This window comes from Campylobacter concisus, assembly GCF_002165785.1.
GTDB classification, from domain to species: Bacteria; Campylobacterota; Campylobacteria; order Campylobacterales; family Campylobacteraceae; genus Campylobacter_A; species Campylobacter_A concisus_W.
Genome location: NZ_NDYO01000009.1, coordinates 1 through 18,953, shown reverse-complemented (window position 1 = coordinate 18,953; position 18,953 = coordinate 1). Strand labels below are relative to the sequence as shown.

The 18,953-nt window shown below is 31.2% G+C and carries 15 protein-coding genes and 1 pseudogene; all 16 read right to left on the bottom strand.

What is annotated here, in order from left to right; translation table 11 throughout:
* A partial coding sequence (locus B9N62_RS10375; protein WP_180382180.1) for a retention module-containing protein occupies positions 1-573 on the bottom strand: 573 nt, incomplete at its 3' end.
* Between the two features lie 235 nt (positions 574-808).
* Positions 809-3,664 carry a type VI secretion system Vgr family protein gene (locus B9N62_RS07810; RefSeq protein WP_180382179.1) on the bottom strand — a complete coding sequence of 952 codons (2,856 nt, stop codon included), beginning with the start codon at positions 3,662-3,664 and terminating at the stop codon, positions 809-811.
* Entirely contained in the window at positions 3,664-4,209 is a 546-nt protein-coding gene (locus B9N62_RS07805) for a hypothetical protein (RefSeq protein WP_087585033.1), read from the bottom strand. The genes B9N62_RS07810 and B9N62_RS07805 overlap by 1 nt, the downstream gene beginning before the upstream one ends.
* A gap of 114 nt (positions 4,210-4,323) precedes the next feature.
* Positions 4,324-4,845, bottom strand: a complete 522-nt coding sequence (locus B9N62_RS07800; protein ID WP_054195925.1) for an Hcp family type VI secretion system effector — start codon at positions 4,843-4,845, stop codon at positions 4,324-4,326.
* A 65-nt stretch (positions 4,846-4,910) separates the two neighbouring features.
* Complete coding sequence (locus B9N62_RS07795; RefSeq protein WP_087585032.1) at positions 4,911-5,831, bottom strand: hypothetical protein; 921 nt, start codon at positions 5,829-5,831, stop codon at positions 4,911-4,913.
* Positions 5,832-5,840: 9 nt separating this feature from the next.
* Positions 5,841-9,329, bottom strand: a complete 3,489-nt coding sequence (tssM, locus tag B9N62_RS07790; RefSeq protein WP_087585031.1) for a type VI secretion system membrane subunit TssM — start codon at positions 9,327-9,329, stop codon at positions 5,841-5,843.
* Between the two features lie 78 nt (positions 9,330-9,407).
* Positions 9,408-10,304 carry a type VI secretion system baseplate subunit TssG gene (locus B9N62_RS07785; protein ID WP_087585030.1) on the bottom strand — a complete coding sequence of 299 codons (897 nt, stop codon included), beginning with the start codon at positions 10,302-10,304 and terminating at the stop codon, positions 9,408-9,410.
* Positions 10,301-12,019 carry a type VI secretion system baseplate subunit TssF gene (gene tssF / locus B9N62_RS07780; protein ID WP_087585029.1) on the bottom strand — a complete coding sequence of 573 codons (1,719 nt, stop codon included), beginning with the start codon at positions 12,017-12,019 and terminating at the stop codon, positions 10,301-10,303. The genes B9N62_RS07785 and tssF overlap by 4 nt, the downstream gene beginning before the upstream one ends.
* Positions 12,019-12,408, bottom strand: coding sequence for a hypothetical protein (locus tag B9N62_RS07775; RefSeq protein WP_054195920.1), 390 nt, complete (start codon positions 12,406-12,408; stop codon positions 12,019-12,021). The genes tssF and B9N62_RS07775 overlap by 1 nt, the downstream gene beginning before the upstream one ends.
* A 7-nt stretch (positions 12,409-12,415) precedes the next feature.
* On the bottom strand, positions 12,416-13,864 hold the full coding sequence (gene tssC, locus B9N62_RS07770) for a type VI secretion system contractile sheath large subunit (RefSeq protein WP_087585028.1): 1,449 nt from the start codon (positions 13,862-13,864) through the stop codon (positions 12,416-12,418).
* Positions 13,865-13,866: 2 nt separating this feature from the next.
* Complete coding sequence (tssB, locus tag B9N62_RS07765; RefSeq protein ID WP_087585027.1) at positions 13,867-14,352, bottom strand: type VI secretion system contractile sheath small subunit; 486 nt, start codon at positions 14,350-14,352, stop codon at positions 13,867-13,869.
* Positions 14,353-14,430: 78 nt separating this feature from the next.
* Entirely contained in the window at positions 14,431-15,705 is a 1,275-nt protein-coding gene (locus tag B9N62_RS07760) for a type VI secretion system domain-containing protein (RefSeq protein WP_087585026.1), read from the bottom strand.
* Entirely contained in the window at positions 15,706-16,470 is a 765-nt protein-coding gene (gene icmH, locus B9N62_RS07755; RefSeq protein ID WP_087585025.1) for a type IVB secretion system protein IcmH/DotU, read from the bottom strand.
* An 8-nt stretch (positions 16,471-16,478) separates the two neighbouring features.
* Positions 16,479-17,873, bottom strand: coding sequence for a type VI secretion system baseplate subunit TssK (tssK, locus tag B9N62_RS07750; protein ID WP_087585024.1), 1,395 nt, complete (start codon positions 17,871-17,873; stop codon positions 16,479-16,481).
* Position 17,874: 1 nt separating this feature from the next.
* Entirely contained in the window at positions 17,875-18,342 is a 468-nt protein-coding gene (gene tssJ, locus B9N62_RS07745) for a type VI secretion system lipoprotein TssJ (protein ID WP_054195914.1), read from the bottom strand.
* A gap of 111 nt (positions 18,343-18,453) precedes the next feature.
* Positions 18,454-18,953, bottom strand: a pseudogene (locus tag B9N62_RS07740) (thioredoxin reductase); the annotation flags it as partial.

Below are 18,953 nucleotides of genomic sequence, written 5' to 3'. Positions count from 1 at the left end.
TGGCTGTGGTTCTGGCTGTGGTTGAGGCTCTGGCTGTGGCTGTGGTTCTGGCTGAGGTTGAGGCTCTGGAGTTGGTGTAGTATCTCTTAATAAATCATTTCCTCCACTTACACCAAAGCTATTATCTCCACCTGCTGCTAGAGCTAAAGCATCTATGCTTCCTACATTAGCATTGATGTTACTAATGTGGCCTCCTTCTGCAAAGCTAGTAGAAGATAAGCTTACACCATCTCCACCATTACCACCTGCTTGTGGACCACCTGCAGCAGTTTCTTCTAGAGCATTAAGATCTGTTCCTTTTAAGATGGCTTGTTGTAAAGCTGAGATATCAGCTACTGTTTCGTTATTGTTAGAGTCTTGGTCTAGAGTTAGAGTGTCTTTACCTATTAAAGTTATATCTTTACCATCAGTTTGAGTTATTGTTACTTTAGAGTTAGAGCCCTCTGTAACTATCTTTTCACCTTGGTATACAATATCTCCTACACTTAATTGTCTTACCTCTCCTGTTAAGTCATTAAGTGCTCTTGCTATTCCTCCGTTTATGCTTTTAACTACTCCGGCTTCTTTAGCCATCATGTTCTCCTTATTGTTTATAGTATTTGAAATTTTGAATGAATTATATAAATTTTAGAAGGACTTGTCTATTGTACTGGGGTACAATGTTGAAAAATTTGTGTGGCTAGCTTTTATCTTAGCTCTAAATTTAGCCTTTGCGTTTAAAATTCTTAGCATTAGTTTTAGTAGAGATTGATTTTATTTAAAAATTTAAAGACCTACTAAAATAGAAAGTAAGTCTTTAAATATGATCTTATAAAGCCTTGATATCTCCACCGATAACTCTTAGCCCTCTACTATCAAATATCGCCTTTACGCCAGCTACTTCTATCACGACGCTTGATCCTTCTATCGTTACTTTTGTGCTACCTACTTGATGGATTACCTTATCTTTGGCATTTACCTCATAAGTCGTCTCTATATTGCTAAATTTTGAATCAGCAATCTCAGTGTGCTGGGCAGCTGTTTTTGTTGTGAAATTTGACTTAGCATTTACATCAATGTAGCTATTTGCCTGAAGCACAATATGCTCGTTACTAAATTCATTTATGCCTTTTTGTGAATTTAGCTTATAGCCACCATCTATATTTTGCTCTTTTGTGCCTTTTACCTCTTTCATCTCATCATTATGTACGGTCGTATTAAGATTTGATTTTACTTCTACAAATTTATCATGTCCTACAAATTCATGACTATCTTGGCCTACTCTTGTGTTATTATCAATAGCTACATTTAGCGTATTTGAGACACCAACTACTGTATCTTTTGAAAGTCCAACTGTTGTTAGATACTCAGCTCCCACATTTACATTTTTTGCTAAATCTATCGTCTGGATGTGAGCTTTTTTAACACGCTCAGTATAACTTCCATGCACTTGTGAGCTTTTGTCATTTAGTATTGTTTGAGAAAAGTCGTTATTTACAAGCTCGTCATAGTCCTTTTCTGCTTTTACATAAATTTGCTCTTTATTTTTTAAATTTGATAAAGTGATCTCGTTTATACCGGTCTCATTTGCACCAATTGTTTTTGAGCTAAGAGATGTTTGGTGATAGTTACTATCTACATTTACAAGTGGCGTATTTGAGGCATTATATAGGCTACCGCTTACTACTGGGTTATCTATGTCATTTTGTAAAAACGAGATGATAACCTCATCACCGATCCTTGGTATGGCAAAAAATCCTGAGCTATTGCTAGCAATAGGTGTTATCACTCTTAGATAAGCACTCTTGTGATAGCTTGCGTTGATAGCGTCGTCTTTATCGATTATCTCTTGTGTACTAAAAGCATTTAACCTCACCTTTACCCTACCATAGCTATCGGTATGGATCGTATTATTTTGGCTGTTTAGTCCATCTTGACCGACTACAAGACCTAGCGTGATATCTGGTGCTTTTGGCTTTTGCTTGTAGCTTGGGACAAATTTCACGCTACTTGGAATGATGCTTATCTCATTTGTGTATGAGCTTATAAATTTTTTATCTTTAAACGGAACATTATCGCCTAAATTTAAGGTATTTTCTAAAACACTCTCATCAATATAAGTATGCTTTAAAGCTATTATTTTAAACTCATATTCGCCCTTGCTAGCGTCAATGGCTACCGAGATATTGTCATTTAAATTTAGTGCAAATACATTTGAGCTAGCGGTAAATTCTTTTAAAAGCATATCGCTTCTTAGTTTTTTAAGGTAGGTGCTAACTTCAAGCAAGCTAGTGTCACTAAATGAATACTCATCTAAATTTATATGCTTGTCATAGATATTTACCTGCTCGTCAAATATCTTTTCATTTTTACTCTCTAGCACATTTGGATAGGCTGTATTTTGAAAAGAGTGCGTAAAGCTATTTGCCTTTAGTGTCTCACTCTTTGTTATTTTATTTATATGCTCGGTTGCTAGATTATTATTCAAATTTACATTAAAGCTTACTTTTCTAGCTTCCTTGCCACTACTTGTATCGCTTGAAGTAAAATTTTCATTTTGATTGCTATAAGCTAGTATAAACATATCATGAAAGTAAATTTTTTCATTGTCTTCGTAAAAATATATACCACTATCATGACAAAGCCTTGTTATGAAAGCTAGATCGCTCTCATTGTACTGAGCTATAAATTCTCTCTTGTTGTAGTTATTTTTGATATTTGAGAAGTCTAGCTCTTTGGTTAGTCTTTGTTTATTAAAAGCCAAAATATCTTTTACTACTTCTAAAATACTCTGGTCTGTATAAATTCTATTTGCTCTATTTATGCTTAGTCTATATAGTGGCGAAGTTAGCTTGAATTTAAAGAAGTATTTTTTATCTATATTTGTACTAGTCTCATCATCTACGCCAAGATACTCTACATCGCTTACTATTCCACTAAAGTGCATATCGTTTGAGCTGCCATCTGGAACGATATTTTTATTTGTTGAAGACGGCCTTTTTATGCTTAGCTTTATACTTTTATCAAGATACTTATATATGCTTGAGTAGCTTTTATCGTTATTGTAGATGGTGTCTAAATTTTCATAAAGCGGGTTTTTTACCAAATTTATATAGGCAAAGCACTCTATGCTAAATATACTTTCTAAATTTTCATAAATATCTGCACGTGTAACGATAAATTTATCGTTTGACTCGTTTGCTATCTGAAGAGTCGAGAAAGTATCGTTAGATACGCCGTAGTCCACAAAGCCATCTGTTGCTACTGAATTGCTAGATGCCAGCATGATAGGCTTAGTCAGTGATGATGTTGGTGATGTTAAATTTTTGTCCATTTGTTGTTCTTTCAATCTTTTTTCGTTTTCTTCTTCTTGTTGTAATGCCTTTTCAAACATTTCAATATCGGTGTCGGTGAGATTACGCATAGTTTTTACACTTTCTTCTATTCCACCTCTTTTTGCTTCTTTGTATTCATTGTAAATTTTTTCTTTTTGGTTATCTATTCCAGTTTTTGCTACTTCAGCAACTGCTTCACATGTTTTGCAACCCAATACACTAAAAGTCTTACCAGTGCCATCAATGACTTCACTAAATTTTGTAAATGTATCTTGTTTTTCGTAATTCTTTATTTCTAAATTATTACTTTTTACATCTAGCTTTTTTTTATTCACGTTAAAGAAATCCACTATTTATTTCCGCCATTTAATAATTTCTCTAAATCTTTTTCATCATTTATAATTTTCAAAATAACCTTTAAAACCTCATAGTCTTTTGGGTCTTGTCCGTGCAATAAAAGCTTTTTAATTAGCCTAAATTTATCGTCTTTAAATTCTTTATATTTTTGAGTTTTTATAAATTCCAATAGCTCAGGGCTAGCTTTTTTATTGTCTATACCGACACCATTTTCCCTAAAGAAAAATGCAAAGCTCATGCCTATGGATGTTGCTAAACTAGCATTAGCTGATGTTCCTTTTAACAAAAGAGTATCAAAAGTTTTTGTTTTATTTGCATCGTAAGCAAATTCCAATAAATTCGATCTAATCGTTAAATTATTTAATTTTACGCTAGCATTAGCATCGCATCCAAGATCTTCTATGTAGTATTTTATATACTTAGCCGTTTCAGTGTCACTTAAATTTTTATTAAAAATAAATCCAAACATATCCGTGCAGTTTGCTTCGTGTGAATATAAAGATGTTATGAGAAATATGATTATAACTAGGTATTTCATATCGCATTTCACATATCATGTTAATTTAAAAGATAAAGATAAAAAGGGCTCATCTGTGTCCTTCTAGCTAGAAGATGATTTTATTTAACCCTAGGGGTAAGCCCTAGGGTTGTTTTAAGCTTTTTTAGTAGCTTCTCTCCAGTCATCGCTTCCGCTTGTGCCTGCAGCTACGTGTTCCCAAACTATCTTTCTATAGTTCATTGAAACTTTGAAAAGCTCTGTTTTGTCGCTGTTTAGCTTGTCTTGAGCATTTGGACTTACTAGAGTAATATCTGTTATAGTTGCATCTTCTAGTTTTGTAGTAAAGAAATGCTCCGCACCACCACTAGTTGATGTTCTATACCAATAGATCTCAACCTCTGGAAGTCTTTCGCCTTGTGTTAAGGCATTGTAAAGAAGTGGAACAGCTTTATTTAGTGATGTAGTAAAACTAAATGGCTTATGGACTCTTTGACCTGATGGTTGGCCACTTTGTGGATCAGTTGGAACTGTTACTATATGAGAAACCTCTTGAGCCATGATCTCATCTTCGTGACCTGACTGATAGCGATTACCTATACTAGCTTCTGTTGAAGCACCACTTGAAATAAGCCCTTGTGTAGAACCTTTCACTTTAATATACACTGGTTGTGACATATTTACTCCTATTAAAAAGTTTGGATTATTCTATCTTTTATTTACTTTCTGTTTTATTAAAAACATTACTTTTTTAACATATAGCTTTGAAGAGCTTTATGTAATAGATAATTAAACGCTTCCTTATCTTCCTTAGTGCTTTTTAGTACGGCTCCTGAAAGATATTTAAAAAACGAATTATTCTCGACTATATCATACATTTGGCTATATAGCTCTTTGCAGATAAGCTTAACCAAAACCGCATTTATTAGCTCTGTTGAGTCACTAAGAGGAAGAGTTTTCATGATTGTTTCCATATCTTTTGTATTTAAAGTCCTAGTCTGCTCACTTATAGGGCTCATATTTGGTTGCAATTTTATACTCTCAACTATCTTTGTCAAAAGCTCATCCATGCTTTTTGCAGTCAGCATGTTTTGATTATTTGTATTTTCTTCTTCGTCAAAATTTTGAGCCATTTCATTTAAATTTAAAACTGCATCGTGCGCATTTTCATTTAAAGTGATATCTTTTTTCTCATTGATCAATGAGTTTATCTTTGGTTCTTCTTTAAAATCAACATTTGAAATTTTACCAACTGGCTCAAAACGTTTATCATCAAGTTTGTCAAAATTTTTCGTATTTTCTATTATTTTATGGGCTTTTCCTATATATTCATCAATCCTAGAAGGGTCTATAAATATAAATTTTAACTCCCCTATCCTAAAGACATCGCCCAAATTTATGACACTCTCATAGTCATCTGGAAGCTTTGAATATGAATCACTATAAAAAATTTCACAATCTTTATAGCCACAGATTGTGAAAACCCCCTCTTCAAATCCAACATGAGCGTGTTTTGGTGCGATTGAATCACTCATATCATTACAAGAAAATTTTGTAGTGTCTAGTGAGCCTATATCACCGCCATTTTCATCAAAAATGATAAATTGAGCTGAAAAGCTTGACGCTTTATCGTAATTTTGTATAACTGCTGCTATTTGTTGCATATTTTATCCTTAATAAAGCATCTTCTTTGGTAAATTTATCGTTGGTATGATATCCATAAGCTCTAAAAGCTCTCCTCCATTTGGTGTTACTTCAAAGCCAAAATACGAATCTCTTCTACCATCAAAATTAAGCGTACTAACGCCAACGCTACTAAAATTTGAAGCCTTTAATATCTTATACCAGCCCCACTCTCCATCAAAGCTTAACTCTTTTCTCTCGCTTCCAGTACTTGAAACTGCATTGAATTTAAACTGTGTTGATATATCAAAATTTTTGCTTGAAACTATCAAATTTGAGGCAATTGTATGATCATAAGTCAAAGAGTTATTAGAATAACTAATATTTATATGGCTAAAATTTGCCGATAAGTCGACAGCTTTTAAATTATAATTTAATTTTAGCTCATCATTTGAATCAAGCATTAAATTTGAAATTCTGTCTATATAGGCAATATTTTTAAGGAAATCTCTGCTAAATCTTAGCTCTTTTGCGTATTTTGGTCTTATTTTATAACCATCAGCGGTTTTACTTAAGATTTGTTTTAGATATCTATCATAAAAGCTATTCCAAGTTCCGTTTTTGCCAAAGAATCTTTTAAATTCTTCTATGCTAACAGCCTTTGGAGATTGTTCATTAAATGGATAAAATGGCTTGATAAGACTTTCAAAATCATCAAAGACATCATCTCTATATGCTGTTGATAAAAGCGCTGAAGCGCCATTTTCTACTTGTTTCCATGCAAGTGTCGATAACTTTTGATAATATTCATTTAACTCATCTGGAAGCTTCTTAGCATCATTATTTAAGACAACAAATGGGTCGTTTTCATTTTTTATACCATTTATTGCATAAACTATTTTATCATCGTTGCTTTGAAGCATTTCGAAGTTATAGTCACTAACTTTTTTATAAACGCTTGTTACATCATTGCTTATAATATCTAGCAAGTCATTAGAATTTAACGCATGATAGTTAGTAAATTTAGCACTAAAATCACTGAAAACACGCTTTATCTCACTTGAAGCAAATCCTAGAGAATAGATATATTTTAGTAAATTCTCATCATTTAAATTTGTATTTTGATTAGTTAATTTTATTAAAGAATTTAAAGGATTTTCTCTCTTTGACAAGATGTCGAGCTCTTCTATGACCTCTTTTTTTGTGGTAAATTCATTTGGTTCTATTTCTCTTAAAATTTGGCTCCACTTATCAGCATAATTTTGCAAATAAAGCTCTATTACAGCAATACTTAACTCTTTCTTATCATTTGAGCTAATATCTTTTAAAGAAGAATTTGTCTCCATTAGCCAAGATTCTATTCCAGCTGTTTGATCTATGTTTGAGCTAAGCTTTGATAAGAAATCTCTTAAATTTTCTTTTGTATAAATTTTATTAAATGGCTTAAATGCTTCTTTCTCTTGGACTACTGTGTATAAATTTTCAACATCTTTTTTAATATCGTAAAAAGATTTATCGTCTTTAAATGATATGAACTCAAGTATATAGTAGAGTCTTTGTGCTCTTTGAACAGGTGATAGCCTCGTATTTGCTATACTTTGAGCAACTGTATCTGCAGTTATGTTTAAATTTTCTGCTTTTAAAATAGCCTCAATATGAGCTAAGAATTCATCTTTTGCAACGCCATATTTTTCAAATTTATCCCAGTTTGTGCTAATCCAAATTTTAAATAAATCCACATTTGTGTAGTCTTTGTCAAAGAGTGAATCATACATATAAAATGCTTTTATTAGCTTATCTGGATCGCTTTCATTTTTTAGTATATTTTCCATTTCAGTTAAAACTGTATTTTTGAAGAAATCAGCATTCAAATCATAGTAAAGCGCTTTAACTGGAGTAAAGCCTTTATACGAAGTATCTAGTGTTATATACTCAAATTTAGTATCACCGCTGAAGATTCTTGGATAGTCATTTAGACTTTGTTTTAGTAAATTTAGAAGCTCAATCTTTTGTGTCGGAGAGAGATCCTTGTATTTTTTACCATCAAGGTATGAAGAAATTTTATTTGCATTATTTATAGCATTTTGCTCTTTTATATTTTTAGTATCTAAAATAAAACTAGAACCCAAATATACTCCAGCACAAAGTATGGCTACTAAAACAAAATTTACAAATTTTGTAAATCTATTTTGAGCACCAAATTTATTTAAGTTAGCTTTAAAAGCTATCTCTTTTAAAAATGATTTTACAAAATAGCTTTGTTTGCTATAGTTATTTACTGCTCTTAAAAGCGGCTTTTTAATGTTATATCTATCGCAAATAGTATTTGTAAGGTAGTTTATAGGTATATTTTCTTGGTAAGCACTGACGAAATAAATTCCATTTATGGTTGAGCTATTTTTAAGTGTATTTTGAGAGCTTAGCTTTGTTACAAAATCTTTCACCAAAGCAAAAAAATTGTCAAGTTGTTTTAAAAAGAGATATGAACGTTTTTTATCTTCCAATAAATGTGAAATCGAATTCTTACTCATGAGATGTTTAAATAATGACTCGCTTAGGTTTTTTAGTTCAGTTTCTAGTGATTGTTTTGAGAAATTTGGATCTAGGTTTATTCCTAGAGCTTTATTTGCGACATCTTCATTGAAAAGCCTAAAATAATCTCCCATACCATCTATTAAGTCAAGTTTGCTAAAAACAATATAAATAGGGAATTTAATGTTTAGATGCTTCTCGCAGTCATTAACCCTTTTTATCATATATCTAATTAATTCATCAAAATACTCTTGAGTGCCTTCGAGGAATTTTTTAGTGTCTATGATTAAAACCGCGCCACTTAATCTAGCGTTAAAATCATTTCGTTTTAAAAAGTGTAAAAATTCACTCCAGATACTTTTTTTAAGCAAGTAATCCCTATTTTTATCCACATCATCTTCAGGAAGCTCTTCCGTAGCTGTTGGCTGATACAAGCTCTCTTGTGCAAAATGTATACCCTCAGTATCTAAAAGTGCACCAAATTTTGAAATGTAAAGATTAAAGTTTGTTGTGCTTTTGTGTATTTTTTTATAAGTATCCAAACTATCAGATAGTGGAAATTCGATATTTGAGTAGTTTATAAATGCGCTCTTTCCAGCACCTTCATTACCCATTATCATTATTAAAGGTAATTTTTTAAAATTTATATCTTTTTTCCATGTTGTTTTGGCATCTTTCAAAGAAAGCATAAAATTTCTTTTTGCCTTACCAAAACTATCCATAGACTCTTTTTTTATCTCTTTTAGCTTATTATTTTTTTCATCTTTTTGAGATGCTAAATAGTGCATTAATGGTTTGATTAAAATAAAAAACAAAATAACTGCCCAAAATGCAATTAATATAGTGACTCTTGAACTTATGCTAGCAAAGCTATATACATCATTAAAAGCTATAAGTGGAGCATAAAGCCAAAATAAGATACTTAATGCAATAGAAGCTACCAAAATTGTACTGTGTTTGAATCTAAAAAAGACAAAAAATCTTCTTAGGTAATCGATAAATGCCATTGATGCACATCCTTTTACAAATAAATATATTTCTTTAATGTAATAATAACAAATATTTTAGATTTTATATCTGAAAATTTAAGAGCAGAGCCTAAATTTTATAAAATTTGACATATTTTTATTACTTTTAAGCCTTGCACCAAGGCCTATTTTACTATAACCTTCATCCATTCCAAGCTTTAATTGCATCTTTGGAGAATAGTTTATTTTTATGTATAAATCGGCAACAAATTCATTGTTTGTAAAAAAGATAAGAGTATCTTGAAGCTCTTTAAATTTTCTTCTTTTTGGGAAAAAATCAATAGCTTCTTCATAATCTATGCCATTTATATAAACTACTATTTTAGTTTGTTTCTCAAAAAGCTTTTTACCAAGTATAAAATTTCTACCCAAAGTCCTATTTTTAATACCAAGTGAATTTAAATTTGAAGGCGCTATGAAAATTTGATTTGGTAGATTTTCTAGCAAAAATAGCTTATTTTTTAAATTAAAATGACGCTGCAAGGCAAACTCGACCTCTCTTTTAGGTCTTCTTTGGCTAATAATAAGCGGAGAAAATGGTAAGAATTTTTTTGCTAATTTTTTATTGCTTATGTTTAATATATCTAATAAAATCTTTGAAATTTTATCATCAAGCTCTTTTTCAAAGGATCTTGCATAATTTTTTAGACTAATGCTATCAAAGAAAAGCCAAAGCAAATAATTGTCAAAAAAGTCAAAAAATTTCTCGAAATTATTATCGCTACTCTTTGAGATCTTTTCTAAAATATAGCTCGTAAGATGCGAGCCACTTCCCAAAAGACCCATAAAATTTACGACGATTTTTATTGCATCCTCTTTATTTAAGCTCTCAAGCTCATTAATCGGATAAGCAAAACTTGGGCTATTTTTTAAAAAAATATCCCTTCTATCGTAATGCTTTAGGCAGTTCTTTACTAATTTAAAAAAAGAAGCTTGATTTAGTTCTTTGTTCATATTAATTTTTTTGTACCGCCCAAGAAGTCATAATTAAGCAAAATTTTACTCTTTATACACTTTATTTTAAGTTCACAAAATGAATTAATTGATGCAAATTTTGATAAAAATTTAGCCAAATTTATACCTAAAACATAAACATTTCCGATACTCTCAAATTCACTTTCATCTATATAGAATATGCAAAGCAACCCTCTTTTTGCAAAGCCTTGGTCAACTCTATAAATTTGCTTCGTTTTTATATCATAAAGCGAGTTTGCAAATTTTTTAAAAAACTCATCATCTGGTGCGCTAAAGGTATTAAGAAGTGCTAAAAAAGAGCCCTTCTCTAGTATACTTTGATAGCTAAAAGATAAGATACTAACTAGTTTCCAAAGAAGATTTCCATCTATTTTTACTCGCTTTACACTAGTTGGAATGGTTAAATTTTTAGTTGTTACACCTTGATGGGATAACACTCTATCTATCTCACCAAGCTTTAGATTGCAAGGTAAATCACCATTGCAACAAAGTGCATCTATGCTAATGGTCTGATCTTTAGTGTCGCTTTTAAAAAAGGAAATTTCTTTATAAGAGTTTAGTTTTATATCTGTTTTATTGCTGACAAAATAATAATCTTTTACTCGCTCATCATTTAAAAATTCGAATCTCTCAAAACTTTTATAGTTTTTTAATATCCTTTTTTCATTATTACTACTATGGGCGACCACCTTATTTATTGAAACGATTTCATAAGCATCGATATTTGAGCGATCTAGAAAAATTCTATATTCGCTTCGTCTATTGTTATTCAAAATAGGCTCGGCACTCATTGCAAATAAATTTATTGCAGGCGTAACAAAAAGAGAAAAATACTCTAGCCTTGGTACATATCCACTTGGCATATCTTTTGAAAATATGAATTTAATATTAAAACTTTTTGTAGAAAAATTTTTAAGAAAACTAAGACTGTTTAATCGCACAAAATTTAACTTTGAAGGAAAAAATGATAGCTCTTTTAAAAGCTCAAATGCTTCAAATCCAAACTCATCACTTTTTATCAAACGCTCATCAAACTCATCTAAACTAAGTTTATCAGGGCTTAACTTTATCTCTTGATCGCTATCTTCAAAACTTATTGTAATAAATTTCAAGTAATTTTTTAGCCACATTAAGAGCGTAGAAGAGAAGTAAACATTATCTCCAAGATATAAATTTAAAAAGTCTATATCAAGTTCTTTAGTGCTAAACTCGTCCTTTGTAACGCTTATATTTAAATTTAGAAGATAATCGCTCTTATTGTTTGACATAAAAGCTTTTGTTATCTTTAATGGAAGCAAATTTACATCAAAGATTGTTTGAAATTTACATATTATGCCATTGATCTGCTTTGACTCGACTATGCTTCCTTTTGGTATAAATTCTTTTGTCGCAGAGAAGTCATCTCTTAAGGCAAATTCTTGCATACAAACTGATGGAAAAGGATTTGTATAGCTTGGCATTAATATATTTACTAAAGACTCAGCGATTAGTGGGATATTTTCATCTAGTTCTTGCCTGATCCTAGATGTCAAAATAGCCATATTTTCTATTATGCTCTCAACATCAGGATCTTTGCTTTTAGTATCTAAAAATGGTGCTACTTTTGGGAAATTTTTAATAAAAAGGGCTCTTGTTTCATCAAGATATGCCATCTCTTTTTGAAAATAAGCTAGATTATTTTCATTATAATCCATTATAAAATCTCACAATATCTATTGTTTTTAAAAATAACTTTTAGCAAATACTCTTTGAAATTATCGTTTTTATGCTTGTAATTTATATTAAAGATGATACGCCAAGGCTTTAGTGAGTCATCGTATCCGATAGATGTTACTTCTATTCTATTCTCATTTGAGCTGATTAGTTCATATATTGCCATGCCAAGTTTATGACCAAGCTCATTTATCTCAACACCCATCGACCAAAGATCGATAATACTATCATTTAATCGGCCGTAGTTACCAAGTCTAGAGTTTAAAATAGTATCAATGTGATCTTTTATGTCGCTGTCTAGATCTTTAAAATATGGACGTAGCTTTGATTCATCACTAAATTCATATAAAATTTTATCTATCAGCGACATAGCAAGCTTACTCTTTGTCTAGTTTTCCGACCAAAGAAAGCTCGAAATTTGCTCCCATAAATTTAAAGTGAGGTCTAGCCAAAAGCTCTATTTTATACCAGCCCGGCTCGCCAGCTATATCGCTGACGATTACTTTTGCGCTTCTAAATGGTCTTCTACTTCTAACATCTGCTGGTGGGTTTTCCTGATCTGAGATGTATTGTCTTAGCCACTCATTTAAGCCGCGCTCAACATCGCTACGCTCTTTCCATGTACCTATCTCTTCTCTTTGAAGCACTTTTAGATAATGAGCCAAACGAGAGATCAAGAACACATAAGGCAGTTGGGTTCCGAGCCTAAAATTTGTCTCAGCAGCTTTACCTTCTGGAGTATTTGGGAAAATTTTAGGCTTTAACGCAGAGTTTGCTGAGAAAAATGCAGCGTTATTGCTATCTCTTCTTAAAGTAAGAGCGATAAATCCATTTTCTGAAAGTTCAAATTCTCTTCTATCTGTGATCAAAACTTCGGTTGGAATTTTTGTTTGGATACTTCCATAATTTTCGTAAGTGTAAGTTGGAAGATCTTTTACGGCACCGCCACCTTTTGGCCCAATGATATTGCCGCACCATCTATAATCAGCAAAACTATCTGTAAGCCTTGTGGCAAACGCATAAGCTCCATTACCCCAAAGCATATCATCGTGATTATTTACAGTTTCTCTATAATTAAAGCTCTTTATAGGGTTATCTTCTGGCACATAAGGAGATCTTGTAAGAAATCTATTTACCATACATCCTGTGTATTTTGCATCTTCATTTTCCCTAAAAGTTCTCCATCTTGTATATTGTGGGCCTTCTAGCATGCTTTTTAGATCTTTTATATTTTCAAGCTCACCAAAATTATCAAGTCCGAAAAATTTAGCAGAAAGAGATGTAAGAAGAGGTGAATGGCTCATTGCAGCAATTGATGACATTTTATTTAAAAAAGTCATATCTTGATTTGATTTATCTAGCTCATAGTCAGCCACTATCGCACCAACTGGCTCGCCACCAAACTGTCCATATTCGGCTGAATAAATTTGTTTATAAAGTGTACTTTGAGTTATGTCTAGATTATTTTCAAAATCATCTAAAATTTCTTCTTTTGTAGCGTCTAAAAGATCAATTTTTACATTTTCATTAAAATTTGTTCTCTCAACTAAAAACCTAATGCCACGCCAAGTTGATTCTAGCTCTTGAAAAGATTTATTGTGTAAAATTTCATCCATTTGAGCAGATAAAAGGGCATCAATGTGAGCTATCATCTCATCAAGTGCGAGCTTGTTTATTTTATCTTCAGCATTATTTGTTGTGATTATATTTGAAATAAACTCAGCAACTCCTTGCTTTACAACACTATAACTCTCGTCATCTTTTGAATATTTACTCCTTTGCATTATGCTTTCAATGATAGGAGTTTTAACTTTAGTTTCAGACATTTTTATTCCTTATCTTGTTCGTCTTTAATCTCTAAAAGAAGTTGTTTTCTACTATCTTCATCTTTTATAGCTTCTAAAACCGCTTTTCTAAAATCAGGCATATTGCCCATAGGACCTTTTAGTGCAACTAAAGCTTTTCTAAGCTGCAAGAGTTTTTTTAGTTCAGGGATTTGATTTATAATATTATCTGGATTAAAATCATGGATGCTCTCAAAATCAAGGTCAATATTTAAGTCTTCATTATTAGAATTTAGCTTATTTTTTACAGATAAATTTGTATGAATATCTAAGCTTTTCATAACCTGATCAAAATTTATTTTATTGATAGAAATCACTTCACGATCTTCAAGTGGAGTTTGGTTTTCACCAGTTAAATTTGCAACTACCATAAGTTTTAATGGAAGCTCTACATCAGCCTCTTGGTCATTTGTCTTAGTTTTATAAACTATATTTATGCGTTCTTTTGGTGGGATTAGATTATCTGCCATAGTAACATCCTTTTTTCGTAAATGATTTAAGAATTATATTTAAATAAAATTAAAGGTGATTTAAAAAAACATATTTTATCACACAAATGTTTTTGCCTTTATATATATGTCTGATAAATAATCTTTAAGCTCGGTATTTTCTATGAAATTAACTATTTGTGCATAGGTAGCTTTTGCATTATTATTCATACCTTGTGCAGTAAAAATTTTTGATAATTCAAGCATAAAATTAAGCTCGCTTTGAGCACTTGAAGCATGCTTGCTTTTATCTAGTTCTTTTATTAGATCTTCAAAACTCATATCTTTTTTACTATCACTGCTAGAAGTAAATTCCAAAGGGTTGTTTTTAATAAAAAATTTATTTACATCTTCACTAAAAAAAGCTTCTCCGCTTTGAAATTTGAGCTTTTTTATATCTGGAAATTTATCAATAAAATTTAAAACTATATCGCAAATAAGATCACTTTGCCTTGCAAGTCCAGCACTATTTAAAAACTCGCAAAATATCTTAATGCCTTCTATCCAAAATGGGTTAAGTGCTAAATTTCTTATAAATTTTTCTAAATTATCAAGATTTAGTTCGTTACTTTTTTTAAAAAGCATAATCAGATTTTCATCAGGATAACGTATCTGTGTTATTTGGTCGCTACTTGATGGAAGTGCCTTTATTCTGCCCCACATTGCTTCAAAAATTAAAGCATAAGCATTAAAATTTTTAATATCACTCTTTAAAAGCATTAGTGATAAATTTATAAAATATTCTCTAAATTCTCTATCATTAAATATACTAATGTCATTGCCGCTAAACGAAACGCTTTGATGATAAGGTGGCTCAGTTTTAGTAATTACTTTTGGCTCTTTGGCTTTTAAAATTTCTTCTTTTTTTTCTTCTATATAAAGCGTATCAAAATGTGTACCAAGCTCTTGTGAAAGCTCAGGCACAAGGTCATTAAACGCTTTTGCGTCAGCTTGATCCAAAGCTTTATCATTAGCTTGCGTAAAAAGCTCTATTGTTTGAGCTATTATCTTTTTTTTAGCAGGTAGTTGTTTTTCATTTTTTGCAAGTAAATTTGGCTCTTTTTTTAAAATAGATAGAAAAAAGGCAAAAGCTTTTATAAGTGTCTTAAAAGCCTCTTTGTCATTTAAATTTATAGCAGAAACCGCTAAGAAATTTAAAAGCTTGGCGTCAAGACTAAATTTACTTAATGCCTTTAAAGATGAGCTAAATACATAATCCCACTTTATGCTATCATGCATCAAAGTTTTATACTTTGACATTTCATCAGTTAAACTAATATAAAGCTCATTCTCTAAAAAATCTTCATTAAATTTATTACAAAAATTATCTTGCACTTACTTGTTATCCATAAAATTCTCTATCTTATTATTTAGGACACTATCGTTTCTGATATTGTTTTGATCCATAGAATATGTACTATATAAAAATGCAGCTACGATCATAGCAATGGCTAGCAAAATGAAATAAAATTTTAAACGCTTTAGCGAAAATACCTCAAGAAAGCTTTTCTTTGTCTGTTTTAAGTAGCTCTTTTCAAATACATTTTCATCGGCCTTTATGAGCGGAGAAACGGCTGCAGCTATATTTTCACAAAGATAAGAGATTTTTTCATTGCAATCTTCTTGGGTTTCATATTTTCCTTTATAACCAAGCACCAAACAAGCATATATAAATTCCAAGAAATCTTTATTTTTGCCAACATTTTCAAACCACTTATCCATAATGCCAAAGAATTTATTTCCACCTAGATTTTCATTAAAAAATCTTGTTGTCAGGGTATTATTGGCCCAAAAGCTGTTCATAAAAATTTCATTTTTTAGCAAGCTCTCATCTATAAAAACACAAAGGCAATATCTAAGCCTAATAATATCGTCTTCCTCATAAATGCCTAGGTTTGATATCTTTGAAGTAGTGCTTAAGATATCATTTATCAATTTTTCACGTAAATTTGCCATTTCACTTTGTGAAAAATTTTGTAATTTTGAAACCCTATTTGCCAAAAGAAGCAATGGCAACACATGATCTAGTGCAAGATTTGTGCCAAGACCCAAAAGATTTGTTTGACTTAAAACTGAGGTTTCATTTTGATTTTCGTTCATTTTTATCCTTATAATAAAGCCCACATTTTAATGTCAGCATTTGGTAAATTTGCCGTTATATAAACGCTAATCACATTTTGATTTGCAAAGCTTTTAAAAATTTCATCTTTTTTGTCTATCTTGTAATAGATATAATCGTTTAACTTCGGTAAAGTACTAGGAACAACAGAAATTTGCTCTACGTTTATACCTCTTAGCTGTGAAGAAACTATGCCTTTTATATTTGATTGAGTATGGATTTTGCACTGCTCTTTGAAATTTTTAAGAAGATACTCATTTTTCGTATCACTGTGAATAGCAAAATAAATTTCTGAGTTTTCAATAATACTTGGATTATCAAAAATACAGTCATAAAAGCCGTGATTATTTTTAACAATTTGCGCCATTATATATTTTGGAGATAAGATATGTGAGAATAAAAGTCTTAGATTATTTATCAAAGGCACAAAAGTTTGAGTTAGATTATTGTGATCGTAGGCTATAAATTCGCTAAAACTATTATCGTGACTAAGTGCCAACAGATCAGCCTGAAAATCAACTAATTTTTCATACAAATACTCTGGGTGAAATTTATCTTTCTTTAACAAACAAGAGAATATCAAATGCCATTTTTTTAGCATATTTAGTGTTAAATACGTTGAAAAATCAAGTCTATTTTTAGCTTGATCAACACCTCCTAGCAACCCAAAATAACTCTCTTGATGTTGCTTTGTAGCAAAGCTAAGCTCCTCTATAAAATTTATTATAAAGGTGTTTTTACTGATGTCAATACAAGTTGGAATAAATTTTTCGTCAAGTGTTATTTGTTTATTTAGGTCTATATTTTTTATTTTACAAATTGGTATGCTAAGCTCGTAAGGCATCTTTGAGCCAAATACTCCAAGAGATGATCTTTGGCTTGCTAGGATTAGATTTTCTTTATCTTGTGTAAAGGCAGAAGATAGTTCAAAATCATCTTTATCGTCTAGCTCGTTTAATATATCATTGCTAGCTTCATCATGCACTCTTGAGCTAATAAGTGCTTGCTTGGCTGTAAATTTTAGATTTGGTAAATTATTTTGCAAGCTAATATCAACCAGACCTGAGCTAATAGGTAGTTTTAACACTATAATGGCTGAGTTTAGTTCACTTGGGCTTATCTCAAGTGGCTCTGGTAATTCATCTTGATCTGGCGCATTGAAAATCGTGCCATCTTGAGAGATACAAGAAATTTTAGTTAGCCCTATTTTGCCTTGAAGCAAAAGATCGCTTGAAATTTCTAAATCTAAAACACCGTATAAATTTGAAAAAGAAGAGATGGTTTTTAGGTTTAAATTTCTCTCAAAATATCTTTCTTGTTGCTCGAAATGAACCTTATCAACGTTCATTCCGTTATACCAAACGACTTTTAGCTTTTCAGACATTTTATTTGCTTGCTTGTATTTTAGAGCTACTAGCGTCTAAAACATTTACGCCATTTTTTGTTATTTCAAAAACTATATTTTTTTCTTTTATCTCTTTTGTAGCCTTATAAGCCTTGATATTTGTCTTGCTCTGATCAGCATAAAGTACTAAAATACCGACATACGGAACTTCGTCAGGATATACATTTGTAAAAGCATATCTATTTGTATTTGGCTGAATTTGTGTTTTTATAGAGTCAATCTTATCATAACCTAGTATTTCACCATTTCTCTCGGCTAGATCGATAATGCTAGCTTCTTTGAATTTAGCCACATCTCTTAATTTATAAGCTATGATAGTTATAGGAACATTATCGCCATGATAGTTTAAATTTGAATTTGGCATATTGCTTATAATAAGATCTTTTGCGCATCCTGTAAGAAATAGCATAAATACTAAAAAAGATAGAAATTTAAATATTTTTTTCATGAGTTCCTTTGCCTAATTTTAATAATATTATTTTTGCGTAATTATATCTAAAAATTTAAATGATGCTCATTTTAAAATTAATGTTCTTAAACAAAACTTTTATATTTGCTCTTATTCCTTTATATTATGCTCTTTGGCATAGCTTAGTATCTTAGCTCTAAGATCTTCAGGAAAACTTTCTCTATACATTACTGGCGTTAGTGGATTTAGCTTTTTATCTAATTTACCAGCCTCATATAGTCTTGTTAGCTCTTCTGGAGTGTTATAGTATGGTGCATTTGGGTAGCCCTCTGGTGGGGTTAGGGACATTATTTTAGCTTCTAGGAGGGTGGAGTCGATGTAGAGACTTAAATCGCGATCGTCCCATGTGTTTGGAAAAGCATACTCATCAAATTTATCTTGGTAAAATTTCATTTCTTTATTTACATAGCTCACAAATTCTTCCCTTGTAGTCTCGTTTGCATCAAAGTCTCTAGGGTCTAGTAGTTTTCCTTCATCTTCTACTAATTTTCTTAAATGTCTATGAATTGAACCAGAAGTATTTTGCGCTACCCCACCCCTATTAAAATCCATCACGAAATAGCTTCCTACTATCTCATCAAGATAGGGCA

What these genes read in the sequence shown, in the direction of transcription:
- B9N62_RS07775 (WP_054195920.1), bottom strand. Translation starts at nt 12,408, where the DNA reads ATGTCGCTGATAGATAAAATTTTATATGAATTTAGTGATGAATCAAAG.
- tssM (WP_087585031.1), bottom strand. Translation starts at nt 9,329, where the DNA reads ATGGCATTTATCGATTACCTAAGAAGATTTTTTGTCTTTTTTAGATTC.
- B9N62_RS07785 (WP_087585030.1), bottom strand. Translation starts at nt 10,304, where the DNA reads ATGAACAAAGAACTAAATCAAGCTTCTTTTTTTAAATTAGTAAAGAAC.
- tssF (WP_087585029.1), bottom strand. Translation starts at nt 12,019, where the DNA reads ATGGATTATAATGAAAATAATCTAGCTTATTTTCAAAAAGAGATGGCA.
- B9N62_RS07795 (WP_087585032.1), bottom strand. Translation starts at nt 5,831, where the DNA reads ATGCAACAAATAGCAGCAGTTATACAAAATTACGATAAAGCGTCAAGC.
- tssB (WP_087585027.1), bottom strand. Translation starts at nt 14,352, where the DNA reads ATGGCAGATAATCTAATCCCACCAAAAGAACGCATAAATATAGTTTAT.
- tssC (WP_087585028.1), bottom strand. Translation starts at nt 13,864, where the DNA reads ATGTCTGAAACTAAAGTTAAAACTCCTATCATTGAAAGCATAATGCAA.
- tssJ (WP_054195914.1), bottom strand. Translation starts at nt 18,342, where the DNA reads ATGAAAAAAATATTTAAATTTCTATCTTTTTTAGTATTTATGCTATTT.
- icmH (WP_087585025.1), bottom strand. Translation starts at nt 16,470, where the DNA reads ATGAACGAAAATCAAAATGAAACCTCAGTTTTAAGTCAAACAAATCTT.
- B9N62_RS07800 (WP_054195925.1), bottom strand. Translation starts at nt 4,845, where the DNA reads ATGTCACAACCAGTGTATATTAAAGTGAAAGGTTCTACACAAGGGCTT.
- B9N62_RS07805 (WP_087585033.1), bottom strand. Translation starts at nt 4,209, where the DNA reads ATGAAATACCTAGTTATAATCATATTTCTCATAACATCTTTATATTCA.
- tssK (WP_087585024.1), bottom strand. Translation starts at nt 17,873, where the DNA reads ATGTCTGAAAAGCTAAAAGTCGTTTGGTATAACGGAATGAACGTTGAT.